General features: G+C 73.2%; 19 protein-coding genes and 1 tRNA gene. 13 read left to right on the forward strand and 7 right to left on the reverse strand.

Annotation, left to right across the window (positions count from 1 at the left end):
- Nucleotides 1-527 precede the first annotated feature (527 nt).
- Nucleotides 528-893, forward strand: a complete 366-nt coding sequence (locus SM452_RS27330; protein WP_269704540.1) for a PadR family transcriptional regulator — start codon at nt 528-530, stop codon at nt 891-893.
- Entirely contained in the window at nt 890-1,894 is a 1,005-nt protein-coding gene (locus SM452_RS27335; RefSeq protein ID WP_269704541.1) for a hypothetical protein, read from the forward strand. Before SM452_RS27330 ends, SM452_RS27335 begins: the two co-directional genes overlap by 4 nt.
- Before the next feature lie 659 nt (nt 1,895-2,553).
- On the opposite strand, the gene SM452_RS27340 is transcribed toward SM452_RS27335, so the two are convergent.
- Nucleotides 2,554-3,132, reverse strand: a complete 579-nt coding sequence (locus SM452_RS27340) for a class I SAM-dependent methyltransferase (RefSeq protein ID WP_436798903.1) — start codon at nt 3,130-3,132, stop codon at nt 2,554-2,556.
- A gap of 163 nt (nt 3,133-3,295) precedes the next feature.
- On the opposite strand from SM452_RS27340, the gene SM452_RS27345 reads away from it, so the two are divergent.
- On the forward strand, nt 3,296-3,697 hold the full coding sequence (locus SM452_RS27345; RefSeq protein ID WP_463840988.1) for a hypothetical protein: 402 nt from the start codon (nt 3,296-3,298) through the stop codon (nt 3,695-3,697).
- An 80-nt stretch (nt 3,698-3,777) separates the two neighbouring features.
- Here SM452_RS27345 and SM452_RS27350 read toward each other — a convergent pair.
- A tRNA-Arg gene (locus SM452_RS27350) sits at nt 3,778-3,853 on the reverse strand.
- 170 nt (nt 3,854-4,023) lie between these two features.
- Here SM452_RS27350 and SM452_RS27355 point away from each other — a divergent pair.
- The gene (locus SM452_RS27355; RefSeq protein ID WP_463840989.1) at nt 4,024-4,758 is read left to right on the forward strand and encodes a hypothetical protein; all 735 of its coding nucleotides are present in this window, start codon (nt 4,024-4,026) and stop codon (nt 4,756-4,758) included.
- Nucleotides 4,759-4,790: 32 nt separating this feature from the next.
- Here SM452_RS27355 and SM452_RS27360 read toward each other — a convergent pair whose 3' ends face one another.
- Nucleotides 4,791-5,807, reverse strand: coding sequence for an alpha/beta hydrolase (locus SM452_RS27360; RefSeq protein WP_262014115.1), 1,017 nt, complete (start codon nt 5,805-5,807; stop codon nt 4,791-4,793).
- Between the two features lie 77 nt (nt 5,808-5,884).
- On the reverse strand, nt 5,885-6,280 hold the full coding sequence (locus SM452_RS27365) for an HPF/RaiA family ribosome-associated protein (RefSeq protein ID WP_463840990.1): 396 nt from the start codon (nt 6,278-6,280) through the stop codon (nt 5,885-5,887).
- 286 nt (nt 6,281-6,566) lie between these two features.
- Here SM452_RS27365 and ssb point away from each other — a divergent pair, with 286 nt between their 5' ends.
- The 3 genes from ssb (at nt 6,567) to SM452_RS27380 (ending at nt 10,033) form a co-directional block, all read left to right on the forward strand.
- Nucleotides 6,567-7,388, forward strand: coding sequence for a single-stranded DNA-binding protein (gene ssb / locus SM452_RS27370; RefSeq protein ID WP_262014117.1), 822 nt, complete (start codon nt 6,567-6,569; stop codon nt 7,386-7,388).
- An 87-nt stretch (nt 7,389-7,475) separates the two neighbouring features.
- Nucleotides 7,476-8,492, forward strand: coding sequence for a cobalamin biosynthesis protein (locus tag SM452_RS27375; protein WP_463840991.1), 1,017 nt, complete (start codon nt 7,476-7,478; stop codon nt 8,490-8,492).
- Nucleotides 8,489-10,033 (forward strand): cobyric acid synthase, encoded by a 1,545-nt coding sequence (locus SM452_RS27380; RefSeq protein WP_463840992.1) that lies wholly within the window; start codon nt 8,489-8,491, stop codon nt 10,031-10,033. Before SM452_RS27375 ends, SM452_RS27380 begins: the two co-directional genes overlap by 4 nt.
- Here the strand turns inward: SM452_RS27380 and SM452_RS27385 are convergent.
- On the reverse strand, nt 10,027-10,428 hold the full coding sequence (locus tag SM452_RS27385; RefSeq protein ID WP_194800739.1) for a rhodanese-like domain-containing protein: 402 nt from the start codon (nt 10,426-10,428) through the stop codon (nt 10,027-10,029). The two genes, SM452_RS27380 and SM452_RS27385, sit on opposite strands and share 7 nt — an antisense overlap.
- Nucleotides 10,429-10,539: 111 nt before the next feature.
- On the opposite strand from SM452_RS27385, the gene SM452_RS27390 reads away from it, so the two are divergent.
- The 4 genes from SM452_RS27390 to SM452_RS27405 all read left to right on the forward strand — a co-directional run bounded on the left by SM452_RS27390 (nt 10,540) and on the right by SM452_RS27405 (nt 14,537).
- Nucleotides 10,540-11,193, forward strand: a complete 654-nt coding sequence (locus SM452_RS27390; RefSeq protein ID WP_436798902.1) for a uridine kinase family protein — start codon at nt 10,540-10,542, stop codon at nt 11,191-11,193.
- Nucleotides 11,194-11,214: 21 nt separating this feature from the next.
- Nucleotides 11,215-12,579 carry a M20/M25/M40 family metallo-hydrolase gene (locus tag SM452_RS27395; RefSeq protein ID WP_463840993.1) on the forward strand — a complete coding sequence of 455 codons (1,365 nt, stop codon included), beginning with the start codon at nt 11,215-11,217 and terminating at the stop codon, nt 12,577-12,579.
- Between the two features lie 78 nt (nt 12,580-12,657).
- Complete coding sequence (locus SM452_RS27400; RefSeq protein WP_030273275.1) at nt 12,658-12,864, forward strand: hypothetical protein; 207 nt, start codon at nt 12,658-12,660, stop codon at nt 12,862-12,864.
- Nucleotides 12,865-12,953: 89 nt separating this feature from the next.
- Nucleotides 12,954-14,537 carry an ATP-dependent DNA ligase gene (locus SM452_RS27405; RefSeq protein WP_355511011.1) on the forward strand — a complete coding sequence of 528 codons (1,584 nt, stop codon included), beginning with the start codon at nt 12,954-12,956 and terminating at the stop codon, nt 14,535-14,537.
- Nucleotides 14,538-14,541: 4 nt separating this feature from the next.
- On the opposite strand, the gene SM452_RS27410 is transcribed toward SM452_RS27405, so the two are convergent.
- Together SM452_RS27410 and SM452_RS27415 are read right to left on the reverse strand one after the other, a co-directional pair.
- Entirely contained in the window at nt 14,542-15,240 is a 699-nt protein-coding gene (locus SM452_RS27410) for a flagellar biosynthesis protein FlhF (protein WP_355511014.1), read from the reverse strand.
- Nucleotides 15,241-15,484: 244 nt separating this feature from the next.
- Nucleotides 15,485-16,303, reverse strand: coding sequence for an SURF1 family cytochrome oxidase biogenesis protein (locus SM452_RS27415; RefSeq protein ID WP_262014123.1), 819 nt, complete (start codon nt 16,301-16,303; stop codon nt 15,485-15,487).
- A gap of 134 nt (nt 16,304-16,437) precedes the next feature.
- On the opposite strand from SM452_RS27415, the gene SM452_RS27420 reads away from it, so the two are divergent.
- Nucleotides 16,438-17,808, forward strand: coding sequence for a cobyrinate a,c-diamide synthase (locus SM452_RS27420; protein ID WP_262014124.1), 1,371 nt, complete (start codon nt 16,438-16,440; stop codon nt 17,806-17,808).
- Nucleotides 17,805-18,374 (forward strand): GNAT family N-acetyltransferase, encoded by a 570-nt coding sequence (locus SM452_RS27425; protein ID WP_355511020.1) that lies wholly within the window; start codon nt 17,805-17,807, stop codon nt 18,372-18,374. Before SM452_RS27420 ends, SM452_RS27425 begins: the two co-directional genes overlap by 4 nt.
- Nucleotides 18,375-18,479: the final 105 nt, after the last annotated feature.

Raw genomic sequence — 18,479 nt, forward strand, 5'->3', positions numbered from 1 at the left:
AGACCGATCTCCTCGCCGGCTTCTTCGCCAGCACCGGCATGACCCTCGAACCCGAGCCACCGAGATAACTCGAACCTTGGCCTTTCAACCTCTGTAGCGCAGGGGTCACAGCACCATGCGGGCGGCCCTGCTCCATCAGCACACCATCGGCGAGCGCGACCATGAGATCGCCTCGGCGCTGCATCACCGGATCGCCGGGGCGGGCTGACATCGCCGGTGAACGGCGCAAGATCGAAAATGGGGGAGGAATGCGATGGCCCAGGTGCCGCGATCATGCGGTCTGCCTGGGCCTTCGTTGGTGGAGCGGGCGACGGGAATCGAACCCGCACCGTCAGTTTGGAAGATCGTGCTCATCTGGTCGTGATGCCCGAAACGCCTGGTCCCAACGGTCGAGCCAGTTGCCCCTCGTGCCCGCTCATGACCGCTGCGCGCCCCGGCTACTGGCCCATGGATGGCCCATGATGGCCTTGGGAGACACCATCATGTAACGCCCCCCGATATAGCTTCGCGTCCGATATATTGCGGGCATGGACACACCGCTACGTGAGCCGACCTTCTTGATCCTGACCGCGCTGGCGAAGGAGCCGATGCACGGCTACGGGTTGATCGGCGAGGTTGCCGTTCTTTCCGATGGCAGAGTTTCACTGCGTCCAGGCACCCTCTACGGGGCGCTTGACCGGCTGGTCGACGCCGGCCTGGTGGAGGTCGACCGGGAGGAGGTCGTGAACGGTCGAGCGCGTCGCTACTACCGCCTCTCGCCAGCCGGCGACGCCACTTTGGCGGAGGAGACGGACCGGCTGCGGCGCAACGTCGAGGCGGCCACGACGCGGCTTCGCGCGCGAGCCCGCACCGGCCGGTCGCTCACTGCGCGTACCGCCGGAGGCTTGGCGTGACCAACTTGGAACGCAGGTACCTGCGCCTGCTGAATGTGTACCCCTCGGACTATCGCCGGGCGCGTGGGGCCGAGATCGTGGGAACGTGCCTTGACCTGGCCAAGCCTGGCCAACGCTGGCCCTCACCTGGCGACATCACGGATCTCGTGCGCGGCGGCGTCCGTCAGCGGCTGCGCGCCGCCGGCCTCATTGATCTCGTTCCCGGGGTGCATCTCGCCTCGGTCGTGGCATTGCTCGCTGCTACCGCCTTTGCGGCCATCTGGTGGGTGGCGGAACTGCGTCCCGTGGCGCCCGTTGGGGACCACCCGCACATGAGTCCCTTCGCCTCACTCGGGTTCATTGCGTGGACCGCCTGGCTGGTCGCCGCGATCGCCGCAACCGTCTCCCCGGGCCGGACGACGCGAGTCGCGGTAGCCGTAGCTCTTGCGCTCACGATCGCGGCAGTGCCACTGAGCGCGTTGACCGGCCTGTCCAGGCCACCGCTGTTCATCCTGCTGCCGCAAGTCACTCTTGGCGCGCTAGCGCTCCTCCTGCCGGAGGGGTCTTTGACCCTCATTCGGGTTGGAGTACCACTCGCGGCGGTAGGCGCAGGTGGGACAGCGGCTTACCTGATCCTGCATGACGCGTTCGATGGGTACTACGCCGCCAGTACCGCCCGGTTTCTACCGGCCGCCGGTGGGCTTCTGCTGGCTGTCGCTCTGCTACTGGCTCTCGGCCCGGCCCTCCATCGTGACAACCGCGGCGTCTGGGCCTCGCTGGTGTTACTTACTCCGGTCGCTCAGCTCTCGCTGCACAAACTGGCTGGAAGTGTGAGCCCGTGGCGGGGCTCCCCAAGTGTGGAGTTCAGCGCCCTCGCCACGTACGCAGTCCTCGTGAGCCTGCTCGGCCCGGTCCTTCTCACGCTGGTGGTCGTCGCTCGCCAACGGCCGGGTGGTAACGGCGAAAGAGGCGGGCATCGCGGCAATCGCGGAAGCATTCGCCGACACATGTTTCGGATCTAGCCCCAAGCCAAGGTCAGCCAGGCTGGCACCAGTCGGTCGCTTCGTTCGTCAACGGGGGTGGGCGAAGCAATCCGGCGGGCTGGCAGTCGGAAACTGATCAGGCGCCGCACAAGCGTCTAGGCGGGGCCAGAAGGCGGGTCTCCTCGTCGGGCAGTCGTCAGACCGTCCAGCCTCCCCAGGCCGGGACAAGGTGGAGCGCCCTACTGGACGTACGACCTTGGCCCGGCCTGGGGAGGCTGGTAGCCCTTGTGGTGCCCGGCGAGGTGATCCGCTCCCGGCCGATCTCTGAGGAGGGTCGGGGTTCGGGGCGGAGCCCCGAGGTCTTCAAGCTCTTGCATCTCGTAAGCGTGGCCGGCCGGCCCGGCCGATGCCGGCCGGAGGTCGCCAGCAGGCCGGGGCCGGGCCGGCGCGGCCCGCTTGCGGGCCGCCTTGATGTGGGCTGGGGCGAGGGATGTGTTGACCGGACTACCCTGCTGTAGTTCTGCCCCACTCTTTCGGTATACGCAGCGTATCCATTGACATGATCCCGAAGTTGCTTACCCAGAGATACCCATCTTTGGCCTGGGGAGGCAACCCGCGTGGATCCACCGGAACGCCCGGAACGGGACATCGAGGCCATCAAGTTGCCCGGAAGGGCTGGTCCAGCGGTGAGATGATCACTATGACGCAGCGGCTGTCGCTGCGATGGCCGCACACATGCGGTCCGGCCGGTCCGGAATCTGTTTCCTCAAGCGCTGAACCTCGGTGAAACCGGCTTTTGCCAGGCGGGCGGAGATCGTATCTACGGGCCAGCGGTATGCCGTGTGAACCTTGTGGTCGAACGCGGCTACGCCGTCGGCACTGTCGAAGAAGCCGATCACCAGCTTCCCGGAGGGAGCTAACATCCGGCGGAACTCGGTAAGTACACCGTCCAGCTCTGGCGGCGGCAGGTGGATGGTCGAATACCAGGAGAGGATGCCCGCCACCGAGTGGTCGGGAAGGTTCAGGTCGGTCATCGATCCGAGTCTGAACTCCGGCCCCGGAAAGTTCGTCTGTGCATGGTCGATGAACTCAGGGACCAGGTCCACACCGGTCACGTCGGCGCCGAACGAATGCAGGTAGGCGCTCCAGTGCCCGGGGCCGCACCCGAGATCGAGCACCCTACCGTCCAAGCCGACCAGGTGGTCCCGGACGAGGGCCGCGTCGTCCACGTCAGCCTGCGAGTCACCCTTGAACAAGGCGATGTATTGCTCAGACATGTATGAGTAGGCCTCACGGACCGACTGGTTCACCACGGCGAGACTCTAGCGTCAGGCGTCTGGTCCCCAGGCACTTCCCCGGCGAGCGGAACATCAGCACTGACAAAGCCTAGAACCCGAACCGCGAGCAACAACTCTCCGTCATCCCGGGTCCCGTCAATCGATGATCTTAGTGGTTCGGAAAAGCAAGCGGTCGCAGAAGTGGGTCTACGGCAAGACAGAGCGGGAAGTGCTCGGCAAGCTGGTCGACCTTCGCCGCCGCCAGGAGCAGGGGCAGAACCTCGCCGCCGCGCCCCGGTCCCGGCGGGCGGTTCCGGTCCCGGCGCAGACCCTCGCCCTGTTCCGCGCTCATCGTCAGCAGCAGGCCGCGGATCGGTTGATGGCGGGGGAGCGGTGGAAGGATGACGGTCTGGTCTTCCCGTCCAAGGTCGGTACGCCGATGTACCCGGACCACATCGACCGGACATGGCACAAGATTCGGGCGGCTGCCGGCCTTGACGCCCACGTCCTGCCGGAGATCGCGCGGGCCGCCGTGGACGAGGCCGCGAAGCACCTCTTCGGCTGAGTAGGCTGTACGAATGGCTGTACGTGAGCCGTGGTGATCGATTCGACCGGCGGCGGAAAGCCGCTGACCTGCGGTCGGGATGGTGCGCCCGGCAGGATTCGAACCTGCGGCCTTGGGATTAGAAGTCCCCTGCTCTATCCGCTGAGCTACGGGCGCGTGCCGACGGTCGTTGCGCCAAGAGGGTACCGCCGCTCCCCGCGTGCCCGGTGGTACGGGTCGGCGCGTCCGTTCCGCCCCTCAGCGTCCCACGCCGGGGCCCGGACCGGCACCACAGTTCCGGCGGGTCCGGCGCGGGCCGGGCGGGACGCGATCCGTACCCTCGTCGGATGCTGCTCGACCAGGAAACCGAGAACGAGATCGTCTTCGAGCTGTGTCAGCTCCTCGGGCGGGCGATCCTGCCCCTCACCGGCTCGGACGGCCCGGGCACACCGCCCGGCGTCCTCGGCACGGCCTTCTTCTACAGCGAGCTGGTCGGCGCTACGGACGACGGCGAGATCGCGCACGAGTGGCTGCTCACCGCCGACGCGCTCACCGACCGGGCGTACGGCGAGATCGGCTTGCGGCCGAGCGTCACCGACCCGGCCGAGGGTGCGGACGAGCCGATCGACCTGCCCGGTTTCGCCGACCACTGGCTGCACCTGCCGGAACTGGGGCTCGCCGCGATGCCGACCGGCGGTCTGCACGGCTGGGCCGACGATCGGGGCTGGCGCTGGCGTACCCAGCATGTCACCGAGGCGGTGGCCGCGCCGGCCGACGCGGTCGCGCGGATCGGCGCGGCGCCCGCGTCGGCGTTCGTGCTGGCCCTAGGGGTCGGCGACGGGGGGACGCGGCCGTTGGAGGCGGTGGTCGAGCGGGTCGCCCGGGACGGCGGCGAGGTGCGGGTCACGACGGAACTGCCCGCCGGCTACGTGGGCGCGCCGGTGTTCGCGGTCGAGGCCGGGCCGGACGGCGGGCCCGCGCTGCGTTGCCTGGGCGTGGTGCTGCCGCCGCAGGCTGGTGGCCATCCGATCGCCACCTTCGACCGGATCCGCGCCGCGCTCACGGCGGTCGTCGCCGACTGAGCCGGGCGTCCCGGCGGCGGGACGGACCGGCCTCAGCCCTCGGCGTTCGCGTCGGCCGGCCGCCGAGGGGCCGGCGGCGTCGTGGGCTCCGGCTCGGTCGGCCCGGCGCGGAGGAATCCCTCCGCCCACCGTCCGACCTCCGCGAAGACCTTCTCGCGTACGCCGGGACTGGACAGCGTGAGGTCGTGCAGCCCGCCGTCGAAGCGGGCCAGCGTGACGTGCCGGCCGAGGCGGGGCGCCCAGCGCACCATGTGCTCGACGTCGAGCACGGCGTCGGCGCCGGTGGCGCTGTCGTGCCACTTGGTGCCCCGGAAACTACGCGTGGAACAGGCGAGCAGCACCGGCACCGGGATGTCCAGCCCGGCCCGCAGGCGACGTTGGCCGGTACGGATCGCGTTGAGCCAGCCGGCCCGGACCGGGAACCCGGCGAGCGGCTTCCAAGCCAGGTCGTACCGCCATTCGCCCCGGTGGTCGGCGTGCAGGCTCTCGCCGTACACCGTGCCCAGGCCGAACGGCAGCACACGCTGCGGCGCCCTGCGGCCCAGGCGGGAGACGGCGGCCGCGAGGGGTCGACGGACCATCCAGGGCGCGTTGATGTCGAAGAAGGGGCTGTTGAGCACGATGCCGTCGACCAGGCCGGCGTCGCGGCGGTCGTGCGCCCAGAGCGAGATGATCAGGCCGCCGGTCGAGTGGCCCATCGCGAGCAGGGTGTCGTGGCCCTCCTCGGCGCGGATGATCTCCGCGGCGGCGTCCAGCTCGGGGAAGTAGTCGCTCAGGTCACGGCAGAAGTTCGGGGTCTGGTGCGGGAGCAGGCTACGGCCGTACTTGCGCAGGTCGAGCGCGTAGAAGTCCCAGCCGCGCTCGGCGAAGAAGTCCGCTACGTGGGTCTGGAAGAAGTAGTCGACGAAGCCGTGCACGTAGAGCACGGCGCGGCCGGTCGGGCGGTCGGCGCGCCGCCGCACGAGGGTCGCGACCACCGGCCCCTCGTCGTCGGTGCCCAGCTCGATCGTCCGCCGCTCGTAGGGGGCGCCCAGCACGTCCGGTTCCACGACCGCGACGGTACGCCGCCTCGCTACCCGGCGGTAGCCCCCGTCCGCCCGCACCGGACGGACGGGGGCATACGGCCTCAGACGGTCTCGGCGTCCTGCAACGGGGCGCCCTCGGGCTGGTCGACGGCGCGCAGGTGCTTGTTGTGGCGCGGCTCCTGCCGGGTCTTCGCGTCGTTGAGCTTGCGGCGCAGGTCGTCCCGGACGTCGTTGAGCGCGGCGTGCAGATCCTCCTCGGTCGAGGTGGTGACGATCTTCTGCCGCCCGGCGATCCAGCACTCCAGGGTCACCTTCTGGCCCCGGGCCTCGCGATCCTTGACGGACACCTCCAGCTCGGTGGCGTCGGCGTGGAAGCCGGCGAGCCGGGCGTCCAGGGTCCCGAACTGCTCGGCGATCCAGTTGCGGTCGCCCTGGGAGAACCCGGCGCCGACCCGCAGGCACTCGGCCACGGTCGCGGGGTTCGCCACGGCGCTCATCGCGCTGCCTCGCGGACGTCTCGGAGAAGCATGGGAGCTCCCTTTCTCTCGGTTGATCAAGTACTTACCCAACCGGCGTGATTCCGGAACGCCTGCTTGCCGGCTCCACTCGATCATGCGTCTTTGCAGCTCAGGCACGTAGGGCCGGTCGGCCTAGCAGATCGGGACCTTGATCAGGTGGTTGTCCACAGGTCGGTTCGTCATCCACAGGACCGGGCCGGCGGGGTGGCCCGGGCCGGGCATCCGGCCGACGCTCACCGGGACAAGTCGATCCCTGGGAGGGGCGATGTTCGATACGTACGTGACGATCGTCGGCAACGTGCTGACCGCGCCGGAGTGGCGCCGGACCACGCAGAGCGGGACGCTGGTGGCCAACTTCAAGGTCGCCTCGACCGCGCGCCGCCTCGACCGCGACAGCGGCCGCTGGGTGGACGGCAACAGCCTTCGGGTACGCGTCAACTGCTGGCGCCGCCTCGCCGAGGGGGTGGCCGCCTCGGTGGCGGTCGGTGACCCGGTCATCGTGGCCGGGCGCCTCTACACCCGGGACTGGACCGACGAGTCCGGCACCCACCGCACGCTCTACGAACTGGAGGCGGTGGCCGTCGGGCACGACCTGTCCCGGGGCCGCGCACGCTTCCTGCGCAACCAGCCCCGCGCGGCCACCAGCACGGTCGAGGACGCGGAGGCCGAGCAGCGGGTGCACGGCGAGGCGACCGAGCCGGTGCCGGATGCCCAGGCCCCGGCGACGTTCGACGACCGGCCCTTCGACGACGACTTCCCGCCGCCGGAGTACGGGGGCCGGGTCGGACTGGCCGGCACCGTCGAGCGGGTGGGCGAGCCCGACCCGTTCGACGGCCGGCCCGGTGTGCGGCAGGCCGCCGGCTTCGACCCCGGGTCGGGTGGCCCGGAGGAGGAGCTGGGCGACGCGGAGGACGACGGCCCGGTGACGGCCGAGGACGACGAACTGGGCGAGGTCACGCCGCCGGAGGCCGACGGGCCGGGTGGTGCCGGACCGGGTGAGGGCGAGCCGGGCGGCGCGAGCCCGGGCGGTGCGGGCGGGACCGCGTCGGGGCGTCGCGGACGGCGGCGTACCCCGGTGCCCGCCTGACTCTTCGTCCGACGGGGGCGCGGGGTGGTGACGTCGGCGTCACCACCCCGCGGTACGACTAGGCTGGCCGGCCGGAGGTGGTGACGGGTGCGGCAGGCGACCGCCATGGCGAACGCGACCGGGTTGGTGGCGGGCTACGCGCTCGACGCGCTGCTCGGCGACCCCCGCCGGTGGCATCCGGTGGCCGGCTTCGGCACGGCGGCCGGTGCGCTGGAACGGCGGGTCTACCGCCCCGACCGGGCGGCCGGCACCGCGTTCACGGCGCTCGCCGTCGGCACGCCGGTCCTGCTCGGCGCCGCCGCCGCGCTGGCGACCCGGCACCATCCGATCGCGCGGGCCGCGCTGGTGGCCGCCGGCACCTGGACGGTGCTGGGTGGGCGCACGCTGCGGCACGAGTCCCGGGTGATGGCGCGGGCACTCGGCCGGGCCGACCTGCCCGCCGCCCGGGCCCGCCTGGGCAACCTCTGCGGGCGCGACCCGTCCGCCCTCGACGAGCCCGAACTCGCCCGCGCCACTGTCGAATCGGTCGCCGAGAACACCTCGGACGCCGTGGTCGCCCCGCTGGTCTGGGGCGCCGTCGCGGGCCTGCCCGGCCTGCTCGGCTACCGGGCGGCGAACACGCTCGACGCGATGGTCGGCCACCGCTCGCCCCGGTACGCCCGCTTCGGCACCCCCGCGGCCCGGCTGGACGACGCGCTGAACCTGCTGCCGTCCCGGCTCACCGGGCTGCTCACGGTGGCCGTCGCGCCGGTGGCGCACGGGAACCGGGCCGCCGCGTGGCACGTGTGGCGGCGGGACCGGGCCGACCACCCGAGCCCGAACGCCGGTCAGTGCGAGGCGGCCATGGCGGGCGCGCTCGGCGTCCGGCTCGGCGGCCGTAACGTCTACTTCGGCCGCGCCGAGACCCGGCCGTTCCTCGGTGACGGACCCCGCCCCGAGGCGCGGCACCTGAAGCGGGCCGCCCGGATCTCCGGTGCGGTCGGTGTGGCAGCGCTCGGCCTGGCCGCGCTCTACCCGGTGACGGTCGGGCGTGCGGCCGGGGCGGCCGGACGGGCCGCGCTTGGCGTCCTCATGCGTGCGGCCCGCCGGGGGAGCGGGCGGTGAGCGGCGGGCTGCTCGTCGCCGGCACCACCTCCGACGCCGGCAAGAGCGTGCTCACCGCCGGCATCTGCCGGTGGCTGCGCCGCCGGGGCGTCCGGGTCGCCCCGTTCAAGGCGCAGAACATGTCGAACAACTCCGCCGTGGTGGTCGGGCCGGACGGTCGCGGCGGCGAGCTGGGCCGCGCCCAGGCGATGCAGGCCGCCGCCTGCGGGCTCGACGCCGACCTGCGCTTCAACCCGGTGCTGCTCAAGCCGGGTAGCGACCATGCCAGCCAGGTGGTGCTGCTCGGCGAGGCGGTCGACACGGTCACCGCCGGCAACTACCACGAGGTACGGTCCCGGCTCGCCACCACGGCGTACGCGGCGCTGGCCGAGTTGCGGGCCGAGTACGACGTGGTGATCTGCGAAGGTGCGGGCAGTCCCGCCGAGATCAACCTGCGCGACGGCGACTACGTCAACATGGGGCTGGCGCGGCAGGCGGGGCTGCCAGCGATCGTGGTCGGCGACATCGACAGGGGTGGCGTGTTCGCCTCGATGTTCGGCACCGTCGCGCTGCTCGACGCGGCCGACCAGGCGCTGCTGGCCGGGTTCGTGGTGAACAAGTTCCGGGGTGACCGCGGCCTGCTCCAGCCGGGGCTGGACATGCTGCGCCGGGTCACCGGCCGCCCGACGTACGGGGTGGTGCCCTGGGCACTGGACCTGTGGCTGGACGCGGAGGACTCGCTCGCGTACGGGCGGGTCCTCGGCCGCCCGGCGGCGCCCCGGGGCACCGACTGGCTCGACGTCGCCGTGGTGCGGCTACCGCGGATCAGCAACGCCACCGACGTGGAGGCCCTCGCGACCGAGCCGGGTGTGCGGGTCCGCCTCACCGTCGAGCCGGCCGAACTGGCCGCCGCCGACCTGGTGGTGCTCCCCGGCACCAAGTCGACAGTCGCCGACCTGGCGTGGCTGCGGGAGACCGGACTGGCCGACGCGGTGCGGGCGCACGCCGCCGCCGGACGGCCGCTGCTCGGCATCTGCGGCGGCTTCCAGATGCTGGGCCGGGCGATCCACGACGCGGTGGAGAGCCGCCGGGGCACCGTACCCGGCCTCGGGCTGCTGCCCTTCGAGATCACCTTCGAGCCGCGCAAGACGGTTCGCCGGGCCGATGGCACCGCCGCCGGCGACGTGCCGGTGCACGGCTACGAGATCCACCACGGCCGGGTCACGGCCGCCGACCCGGGACTCGCGCCGCTGCTGCGTTACGCCGACGGCACCGGCGAGGGCGCGCACCTCGGCACCGTGTACGGCACGCACTGGCACGGCGCCTTCTCCTCCGACGCGTTCCGCCGCCGGTTCCTGACCGAGGTGGCGGAGGCGGCCGGGCGTACCGGGTTCAAGGTCGCGCCGGACACGTCCTTCGCGGCGGCCCGGGAACGGACGCTGGACCTGCTCGGCGACCTGGTGGAGGAACACCTCGACACGGACGCGCTGTGGCGGCTCATCGAGTCCGGCCCACCGCCGGGGCTGCCGTTCGTGCCACCCGGCGCGCCACCGGCTCAGTAGCGCACGTCGGCCGGGCGGTCGGACATCGGCAGCCCGGCCTCCCGCCAGCCCTGCACCCCGCCGATCATGTCGGTGGCCTGCCGCAGCCCCAGCGTCTGGAGACTGGCGGCGGCCAGGCTGGAGCTGTACCCCTCCCGGCACACCACGACGACCTCGCGGTCGTACCCGGTGGCCTCCGGGATGCGCCACGCGCTGGCCGGGTCGAGCCGCCACTCCAGCACGGTGCGGTCGATGACGATCGCGCCGGGCAGCTCACCCTCCTCGCGGCGCTGCGCCTCGGTACGCGTGTCGATAAGCAGCGCGCCGCCACGGACCGCCTCGACGGTCTCGTGCGGGGTCAGCCGGCGGAGACCGGCGCGGGCCTGTTCCAGGAGGGCGTCGACGCCCGGACACATCACGTCATGGAGCACCCCCCGATGATGCCCAGCGCGCAGCGCCGCCGCTCGGCGAAACGGTCCGCCCGGGTCGCAGTTTCCAGCGGACGGGGGAACGTTAGCGTCGGTCGGGTGAACGTGGCGGTGATCGAGGCGTACGCCGGGCTGGCCGGTCGGGTGCTGGCCGGTCCGGCGCGGTTGGGGCGTACCCGGCTGGTCGCCGTCGACGGGCCCAGCGGCGCGGGCAAGAGCCGGTTCGCGACGCGCCTCGCGGACGCCCTCGCGGAGCGGGCGGGCGGCGTGCGCCCGCCGCTCGTGCACACCGACGACCTGCTCGACGGCTGGGACGACCAGCTCACGTTCTGGACCCGGCTGGAGGAGCAGGTGCTCGGCCCGCTGCGGGCCGGCCGGGCGGGTGGTTACCGGCGCTACAGCTGGGTGCGCCGGCGCTTCCTGGACCGGGTGGTGCCGGTGCCGGCCGGTCCGGTGCTGATCGTCGAGGGGGTGAGCGCCGCCCGCGCCGCGGTGCGCCCCGAGCTGACGCTGTCGGTGCTGGTCACCGCGCCGGCCGAGCTGCGGTTGCGGCGGGCGCTGGCCCGCGACGGGGAGCAGATCCTGCCGGAGCTGCGCCGCTGGCACGCGGGGGAGCGGGCGCACTTCACCGCCGACGGCACGGCCGCGGCGGTGGACCTGGTCGTCGACGGCGCCCCGGACCTGCCGCACGACGCGGGCCGGTACTACGTGCGCGCGGGGCGGCGATCGGGCTCGGGCGACGTGGTGGGGTAAGGCCAGCATACGATTCCGGTCATGACCACTCCGATCCTCTCCGAGTCCGAGGTGCGGGCCGCCGTCGAGCGGGAACTGCCCGGCGTCCGTGCCGACCTCGAGCGACTCGTCCGCATCCCGGGCATCGCCTTCGAGGGCTTCGACCACTCGCACGTGGAGCGTTCCGCCGAGGCGGTGGCGGAGCTGCTGCGCGGCTGCGGCCTCGACACGCGGATCGTCCGGTCCGGCGGCCAGCCCGCGGTGATCGGCACGAAGGCGGCCCCGCCCGGCGCCCCCACCGTGCTCATGTACGCGCACCACGACGTGCAGCCGGTCGGCGACCTGTCGCTGTGGGAGTCGGACCCGTTCGAGCCGGTGGAGCGCGACGGCCGCCTCTACGGCCGGGGTGCCGCCGACGACAAGGCCGGCATCATGGCGCACGTCGCCGCGCTGCGCGCGTTCGGTGACCGGCTCCCGGTCGGCGTGGTGCTGTTCATCGAGGGCGAGGAGGAGTACGGCTCGGACTCGCTGGAGCGGCTGCTCGCCGAGCACCGCGAAGACCTGGCCTCGGACGTCATCGTGATCGCCGACTCCACCAACTGGGACGTCGGCGTGCCGGCGCTGACCACCTCGCTGCGCGGCATCGTCAACTGCTTCGTGGAGGTGCGCACGCTCGACCACGCCGTGCACAGCGGCATGTTCGGCGGCGCCGTGCCGGACGCGCTCACCGCCCTGGTGAAGCTGCTCGGCACGCTGCACGACGAGGCCGGCGACGTCGCGGTGGACGGGCTGGTCGGCCGCGAGGGCGCCAGCGTCGACTACCCGGAGGACCGGTTCCGGGCCGAGGCCGGCCTGGTCGACGGCGCGACGCTGTTCGGCACCGGCCGGATCACCGACCGGCTCTGGACCAAGCCGGCGCTGGCGATCCTGGGCGTGGACGCGCCGTCCACCGGCGAGGCCCCGAACGCGCTGGTGCCGTCCGCGAAGGCGAAGCTGAGCGTACGGCTGGCGCCGGGCGACGACCCGAAGAAGGCGTACGCGGCGTTGACCGCGCACCTGGAGCGGCACGCGCCGTGGGGCGCGCAGGTGTCGGTGACGTTCGAGCACGACGGCGCGCCCTGTGTGATCGACGCCTCCGGGCCGATGTTCGACGCGGCCCGGTCGGCGTTCCGGACGGCCTGGGACGGCACCGACCCGGTCGACATCGGGGTGGGCGGATCGATCCCGTTCATCGCCACGTTCCAGGAGATGTTCCCGCAGGCCGCGATCCTGGTGACCGGTGTGGAGGACCCGCACGCGCGGGCGCACGGCCCGAACGAGAGCCTGCACCTGGGCGAGTTCGCCCGGGTGTGCCTGGCCGAGGCGCTGCTGCTGGCCCGGGTGGCGGAGGCCGGAAACCGCTCCTGAGGTGTCGAAACCGTAACTTCGGGGCCGATGTCGGAGTTTGTGGTGTGTCGGCGGGCGGGGTGTTATAGCCTTTCGAACATGCGTACGAACGACGAGATGGAGCGGCTTCAGGCCGCCGTCCGTGCTCTGGGGGACGTCGACGTCTCCGCGTGGTCCGAGGACACGCTCAACGAACAGATCGGCGAGCTCTCCGCCGCCCTGGTCACGCTCGACGCGCTGCTCACCCGGGTCGCCGAGGGCGTGCGCGGGCGCGGCCTGCGCATCGAGGAACCGGTCTCGGCCTGACCGTCGGCCCGGCGGATCCGGCGCACCCGTGCGGTGTGCCGGGTCGCCGGATCCGCCCCGATGTCACAGGCGGCTGGCAGGATGTGGACGTGCGTTTCGCGGAGCTGGCGGCCACCTCGGCCGCGGTCGGCGCCACCAGCGGCCGTCGGGCCAAGGTGGAGCTGCTGGCCGCCGCGCTGCGCGGGCTGGAGCCGGGCGAGATCCCGGCCGGTGCCGGCTACCTCGCCGGTGACCTGCGCCAGCGTCAGACCGGTGTCGGCTGGGCGGGCCTGCGTGACCTGCCCCCGCCGGCCGCCGAGCCGACGCTCACCGTCGCCGCCGTGGACGCGGCGATCGAGGAGATCTCCCGCGTCGCCGGGTCCGGTTCGCAAGCCCGCAGGCGGGACCTGGTCGGCCGTCTCTTCGCCGCCGCCACCGCCGACGAGCAGCGCCTGCTGACCGGCCTGTTCCGGGGCGAACTGCGTCAGGGCGCGCAGGCCGGGCTGCTGACCGACGCGATCGCGCGCGCCGCCGACGTGCCGGTGACCGCCGTGCGCCGGGCCCTGCTGCTCGCCGGTGACCTGCGGGCGGTGGCGGTCGCGGCGCTCACCGGCGGCGCCGCCGCGCTGGCCGGGTTCGGGCTCCAGGTGGGCCGGCCGCTCGCGCCGATGCTGGCGCAGAGCGCGCCCTCGGTCGACGAGGCGCTCACCGCCACCGGCGTGCCGGCCGTGGTCGACGTCAAGCTCGACGGCATCCGCATCCAGGTGCACCGCTCCGGGGCGGACATCGCGGTCTTCACCCGCAGCCTGGACGAGATCACCGGCCGGCTGCCCCAGGTGGTCGCAGCCGTCCGCGCGCTGCCCGCACGCGAGCTGGTGCTCGACGGCGAGGCGATCGGGCTGGACGCCGCCGGCCGGCCGCTGCCGTTCCAGGAGACGTCCAGCCGGGCGGCCCGTCGCACCACCCCCAGCACCACCGGGCCGACGCAGGTCGCGCCCGCCGTGCTGGCCGCCGCCGAGCGCACCGGCGAACCGGTGCTCACGCCGTACTTCTTCGACCTGCTGCACCTCGACGGCGCCGACCTGATCGACGCACCCGGCCGGGAGCGGTGGGCGGCCCTGGCACGCGCTGTCGACGGTTCGCTGCTCGTCGACCGGGTCGAGGTGGACGACGCGGAGCAGGCGGCCACGGCGTTCGCCGCGGCTGTCGACGCCGGTCAGGAGGGCGTGGTCGTGAAGGACCCGGCCGCGCCCTACGACGCCGGTCGGCGCGGCTCGGCCTGGGTCAAGGTCAAGCCGCGGCACACGCTCGACCTGGTGGTCCTCGCGGTCGAGTGGGGCAGCGGCCGGCGGGAGGGCTGGCTGTCCAACCTGCACCTCGGCGCCCGCGATCCGCGCACCGGCGAGTTCGTCATGCTGGGCAAGACGTTCAAGGGGCTCACCGACGAGCTGCTGCGCTGGCAGACCGAACGGTTCCTGTCGCTCGCCGTGGAGAAGGGCGACTGGGTGGTGCGGGTCCGGCCGGAACAGGTGGTCGAGATCGCGTTCGACGGGGTGCAGACGAGCAGCCGGTACCCGGGCGGCATGGCGTTGCGCTTCGCCCGCGTGCTGCGCTACCGCGACGACAAGACCGCCGCCGAGGCGGACACCATCGACGCGGTCCGCGCCATCCACGCCGGCCGGGTCACCGGCTGACGGCTCAGCCCGCCGACAGCGACCGGGCGTAGTTGACCTGGTTGTTGAGCTGCTGCACCTGGAACTGGTCGGTGACCGGGATCCGCGCGACGTACTGGTGCCCGCCGCTGCTCACCGTCACCTGCACGGTGCCGTAGTGCCGCGTCTCCTTGATCAGCAGGAACAGGAGGCTGAACACGGTCAGGCAGAAGAAGCCGAGGATCGCGGCGACGACGGCCCAGTGCGCGATCTTCTCCTCCTTCTGCCAGTAGTCGGTCACGTACCAGGAGGCGCCGGCGAGTGGCAGGACACCGGCCGGGGTACGGATCACCGGCGGCGTCACCACGATCTCGGCGATCTGCACGGCCACCGCCGACTGCGTGGGCGGCACCGGCCCGGGCGGCGGGTACGCCCCGGGTGCGGGCCCGTAGTACGGCGCGACCACCCCGGCCGCCGGCACCGGCGGCGCGGAGAACTGGGCAGGCGGCGCGGAGTATTGCGCGGGCGGTGCGGAGTATTGCGCGGGCGGTGCGGAGAACTGCGGCGCGGCCGGGAACTGCGCGGTGGGCGGCGGCGCGGAGAACGGTGCGGGGGTGACCGGTGCGTCCGGCGCGGCGATCACCGGGAACTGCTCGGTGGGGGGCGCGACGGCCGGCGGCATGGCCGACCACGGGTCGTACGCGGGTGGCTCGGCGGCCGGGGGCGTCGTGGCGTCAGAGGTCACCGCGACCCCCACGATTGACGATCATCCGCGGACCCTACCAACGTCCCCGCCGCCCGGTGTGCCGCCGGATCCACGGCCCGCCCTGCGCGGAAGCCTCATCGCTCGGAACGGATATGCCTGAGAGGCATAAATATGCCTCTCAGGCATATCCGTCGTGAGGAGTCCTTCGTCGATGGCGGCTACGGCGAGTAACGGGCGCCTGTGCAGAGGATCGACGAGGCGGGCCGTGCCCGGTGAGGCCTGTTCAGGCGGAGGTGGGAGTGGCCGGCTCGGCGGCGCGGTCCACCGGCTCACCCGGGGTGTCCAGCCCGGCCCGGCGGCGGGCCTCCCGGCGCGCCACCCAGCCGTAGCCGAACAGGCTCATCACCGCGAAGATCCACCACTGCCACACGTAGCCGAAGTTCTGCCAGTTGTTCGTGTGCCCGATCTGGACCGCCTGGAAGGCCGGGTCGGCCGCCGGCGTCTGCCCGTCGAGCAGCACGTAGCCGCCGGTCACCGGGTAGGGGAGCTGATCGGCCAGGCGGGGGATGTCGATGCGCCGGGCCTCCAGCTTGCCGTCGCGCCGGCTGACCGCGCCGCCGCCGCTCTCGCTGCCGACGACCCGGCCGGTCACTGTCACCTCGCCGGTCGGCGCCGCCGGCACCTCCGGCTGGACTGTCGCGCCGGCGCCCGGCACGGGCGGGATCCAGCCCCGGTCGACGAGCACCGCGGTGCCGTCGGCCAGCACCAGCGGGGTGAGCACCTCGAAGCCGACCGTCCGGTCGAGGGTCCGGCCGCGGATCAGGACGGTGTTCGCGCTGTCGTACCGGCCGGTGGCGGTGACCCGGCTCCAGGTGAGCTCCTCGGACGGTGCGGGACCGACGTCGCCGCCGCTGGGCGCGGGGAGCGCGTCGCGCAACGGCGCGGGTGTCATGGTGGCCCCGGCGTCGATGCGCTCGTTGACGGCCGTGCGCCCCCGGTAGCGGTCCAGCTGCCAGTTGCCCAGGAACACCATCACCGTGGCGGCGACGAGCGTGAGCGCGAGGTAGCCGAGCCAGCGCGGGGTCAGCAGGAACCGGTACACGTTGGCCAAGGCTACCCGTATGAGCGATGCCACTCGCCGCTGCCAGGCAGAAACGGCGGTGTGCGCGGCTCTCGCGCGCCGGGCCGGACGGGTATGGTCACGCGGGCGGAAACCACCCACATCAGGAGTCGATGATGACCGACGTGCCGCGCGTCGTGCTGAGTGCGCCCTCCTCGGGGCACGGCACCGGCGCCGTCTCCCTCGGCCTGCTCGCGGCGCTCACCGACCGGGGGATCCCGGTGGCCGGGTTCAAGGTCGGGCCGGACCAGGTGGACGCGGCGTATCTGGGGCTCGCCGCCGGGCGCGCCGGGCGCACGCTTGATCCGAGACTGGTCGGCCCGGAGCGGATCGCCCCCCTCTTCGCGTACGGCGCTGATGGCGCCGGGTTCGCGCTGGTGCAGGGCACGATGGGCCTCTACGACTCGGTCGCCGGACGACCCGAGAGCGAGTCCACGGCGGCAGTCGCCACCGCGCTGCGCAGCCCGGTGGTGCTCGTGGTGGACGTGGCAGCGATGGGCCAGTCGGTGGCCGCGCTGGTGCACGGTTTCCGGGCGTACGACGACGAGCTGTGGCTGGGCGGCGTGATCCTCAACCGGGTGGCCTCGCCCCGGCACGAGGCGCTGCTGCGTGAGGCGCTCGACGACGTGGGCGTGCCGGTCTACGGGGCGCTGCGCCGGCACGAGCTGCCTCCGGTGCTGCCCGCCCGCCGGTACGGCACCGGGCCCGTGGTGCGCGCCGACGCGGACGCCGAACGGGGCGTACGCCGGCTCGGTGAGGCGGTGGCCGCCACCGTCGACCTCGACCGGCTGCTGGCGCTGGCCCGCTCCGCCCCCGCGCTCACCGTCGAGCCGTGGTCGCCGGAGCCGGCCGACGCCCCGCAGCCGTCGGGGGAACGCCCGGTGGTCGCGCTGGCCGGCGGTCCGGCCGGCGCCTACAGCCACCCGGAGACCGCCGAGCTGCTGCGCGCCGCCGGGGCCGACGTGGTCACGCTCGACCCGTTGCGCGACGAGGCGCTGCCCGCCGGGGCCCGCGCGCTCGTCGTCGGCGGCGGGCTGCCCGAGACGTACGCGGAGCAGCTCTCCGCCAACCGCCGCCTGTGCATCGCGGTGGCCGAGCTGGCCCGTTCGGGCCGTCCGGTGATCGCCGAGGGCGCGGGCCTGCTGTGGCTGGCCCGCGAGCTGGACGGCCTGCCCATGTGCGGGGTGCTCGACGCGGTCGGCACGGTCCGGGACGGCCTGGTGGTCGGCTACCGCACGGCCACCGCCGTCACCGACAGCGTGGTGGCGGCGGCCGGTGCCACGGTGACCGGGCACAAGCAGCACGCCGCAGTGCTCACGCCGCGCGCCGGTGACCGGCCGGCCTGGCGCTGGGAGGGTGGCAATCCGGAGGGCTTCGTCCGGCAGGCGGTGCACGCCTCGCAGCTCGTGCCGCACTGGGCCGCGCATCCGGACATCGCGGCCCGGCTGGTGGCCGCCGCGCTGGCACCGGTGGGGGCGTCGGCGTGATCGGGCAGGTGGCGGTACGCCGTTTCCCGGCACTGACCGTCTCCACCCCGCGCATCGAGGTGCGGCACCTCGTCGCCGCCGACGCGGAGGCGATGGACGAGGTGTTCGCCGACCGGCAGACGCAGCGCTGGCTGCCGCTGGCCGATGCGTCCGGGCAGATCGACGGGCGGGCGTGGTGCACCGAGCTGGCCCGGCAGCGGCGGGACAGCGGCGACGGCGACCACTGGGCGGTGGTCCGCCGGGAGGACCAGCGGGTGGTCGGCTCGCTCTGGGCCCGCCGTACCGACTGGGGCGCCCGGCTCACCGAGTTGTCGTACGCGATCGCGCCGCACGCCCGGGGCTACGGCCTGGCGGTCGAGGCGGTGGACGCGGTGGCCATCGCACTGATCCTCGAGCACGGGTTCCAGCGGGTGGAGCTGCGGGTGGCGGCCGGCAACGCGGCGTCCCGGCGGGTCGCCGAGAAGGCCGGCTTCAGTTACGAGGGCCTGCTGCGCAACGCCGGTTTCGTCAGGGGCGCCCGGGTCGACCTGGAGCTGTGGTCCTTCGTAGCCGCCGACCTCCGCTGACCACCCCCTGCGCCCAACCTCCTCCCGACGTCGATCAAGGAGTTCGCGTCCGTGGATCGGGCGATCCGTGACGCAAACTCCTTGATCAACTACCCGGGCGCACCC

It is taken from the genome of Micromonospora sp. SYSU B005 (assembly GCF_055362685.1).

What these genes read in the sequence shown, in the direction of transcription:
- SM452_RS27400 (WP_030273275.1), top strand. Translation starts at nt 12,658, where the DNA reads ATGCGTACGAACGACGAGATGGAGCGGCTTCAGGCCGCCGTCCGTGCT.
- SM452_RS27365 (WP_463840990.1), bottom strand. Translation starts at nt 6,280, where the DNA reads ATGAGCGCCGTGGCGAACCCCGCGACCGTGGCCGAGTGCCTGCGGGTC.
- SM452_RS27355 (WP_463840989.1), top strand. Translation starts at nt 4,024, where the DNA reads ATGCTGCTCGACCAGGAAACCGAGAACGAGATCGTCTTCGAGCTGTGT.
- ssb (WP_262014117.1), top strand. Translation starts at nt 6,567, where the DNA reads ATGTTCGATACGTACGTGACGATCGTCGGCAACGTGCTGACCGCGCCG.
- SM452_RS27345 (WP_463840988.1), top strand. Translation starts at nt 3,296, where the DNA reads ATGATCTTAGTGGTTCGGAAAAGCAAGCGGTCGCAGAAGTGGGTCTAC.
- SM452_RS27420 (WP_262014124.1), top strand. Translation starts at nt 16,438, where the DNA reads ATGACCGACGTGCCGCGCGTCGTGCTGAGTGCGCCCTCCTCGGGGCAC.
- SM452_RS27330 (WP_269704540.1), top strand. Translation starts at nt 528, where the DNA reads ATGGACACACCGCTACGTGAGCCGACCTTCTTGATCCTGACCGCGCTG.
- SM452_RS27395 (WP_463840993.1), top strand. Translation starts at nt 11,215, where the DNA reads ATGACCACTCCGATCCTCTCCGAGTCCGAGGTGCGGGCCGCCGTCGAG.
- SM452_RS27340 (WP_436798903.1), bottom strand. Translation starts at nt 3,132, where the DNA reads ATGTCTGAGCAATACATCGCCTTGTTCAAGGGTGACTCGCAGGCTGAC.
- SM452_RS27385 (WP_194800739.1), bottom strand. Translation starts at nt 10,428, where the DNA reads ATGTGTCCGGGCGTCGACGCCCTCCTGGAACAGGCCCGCGCCGGTCTC.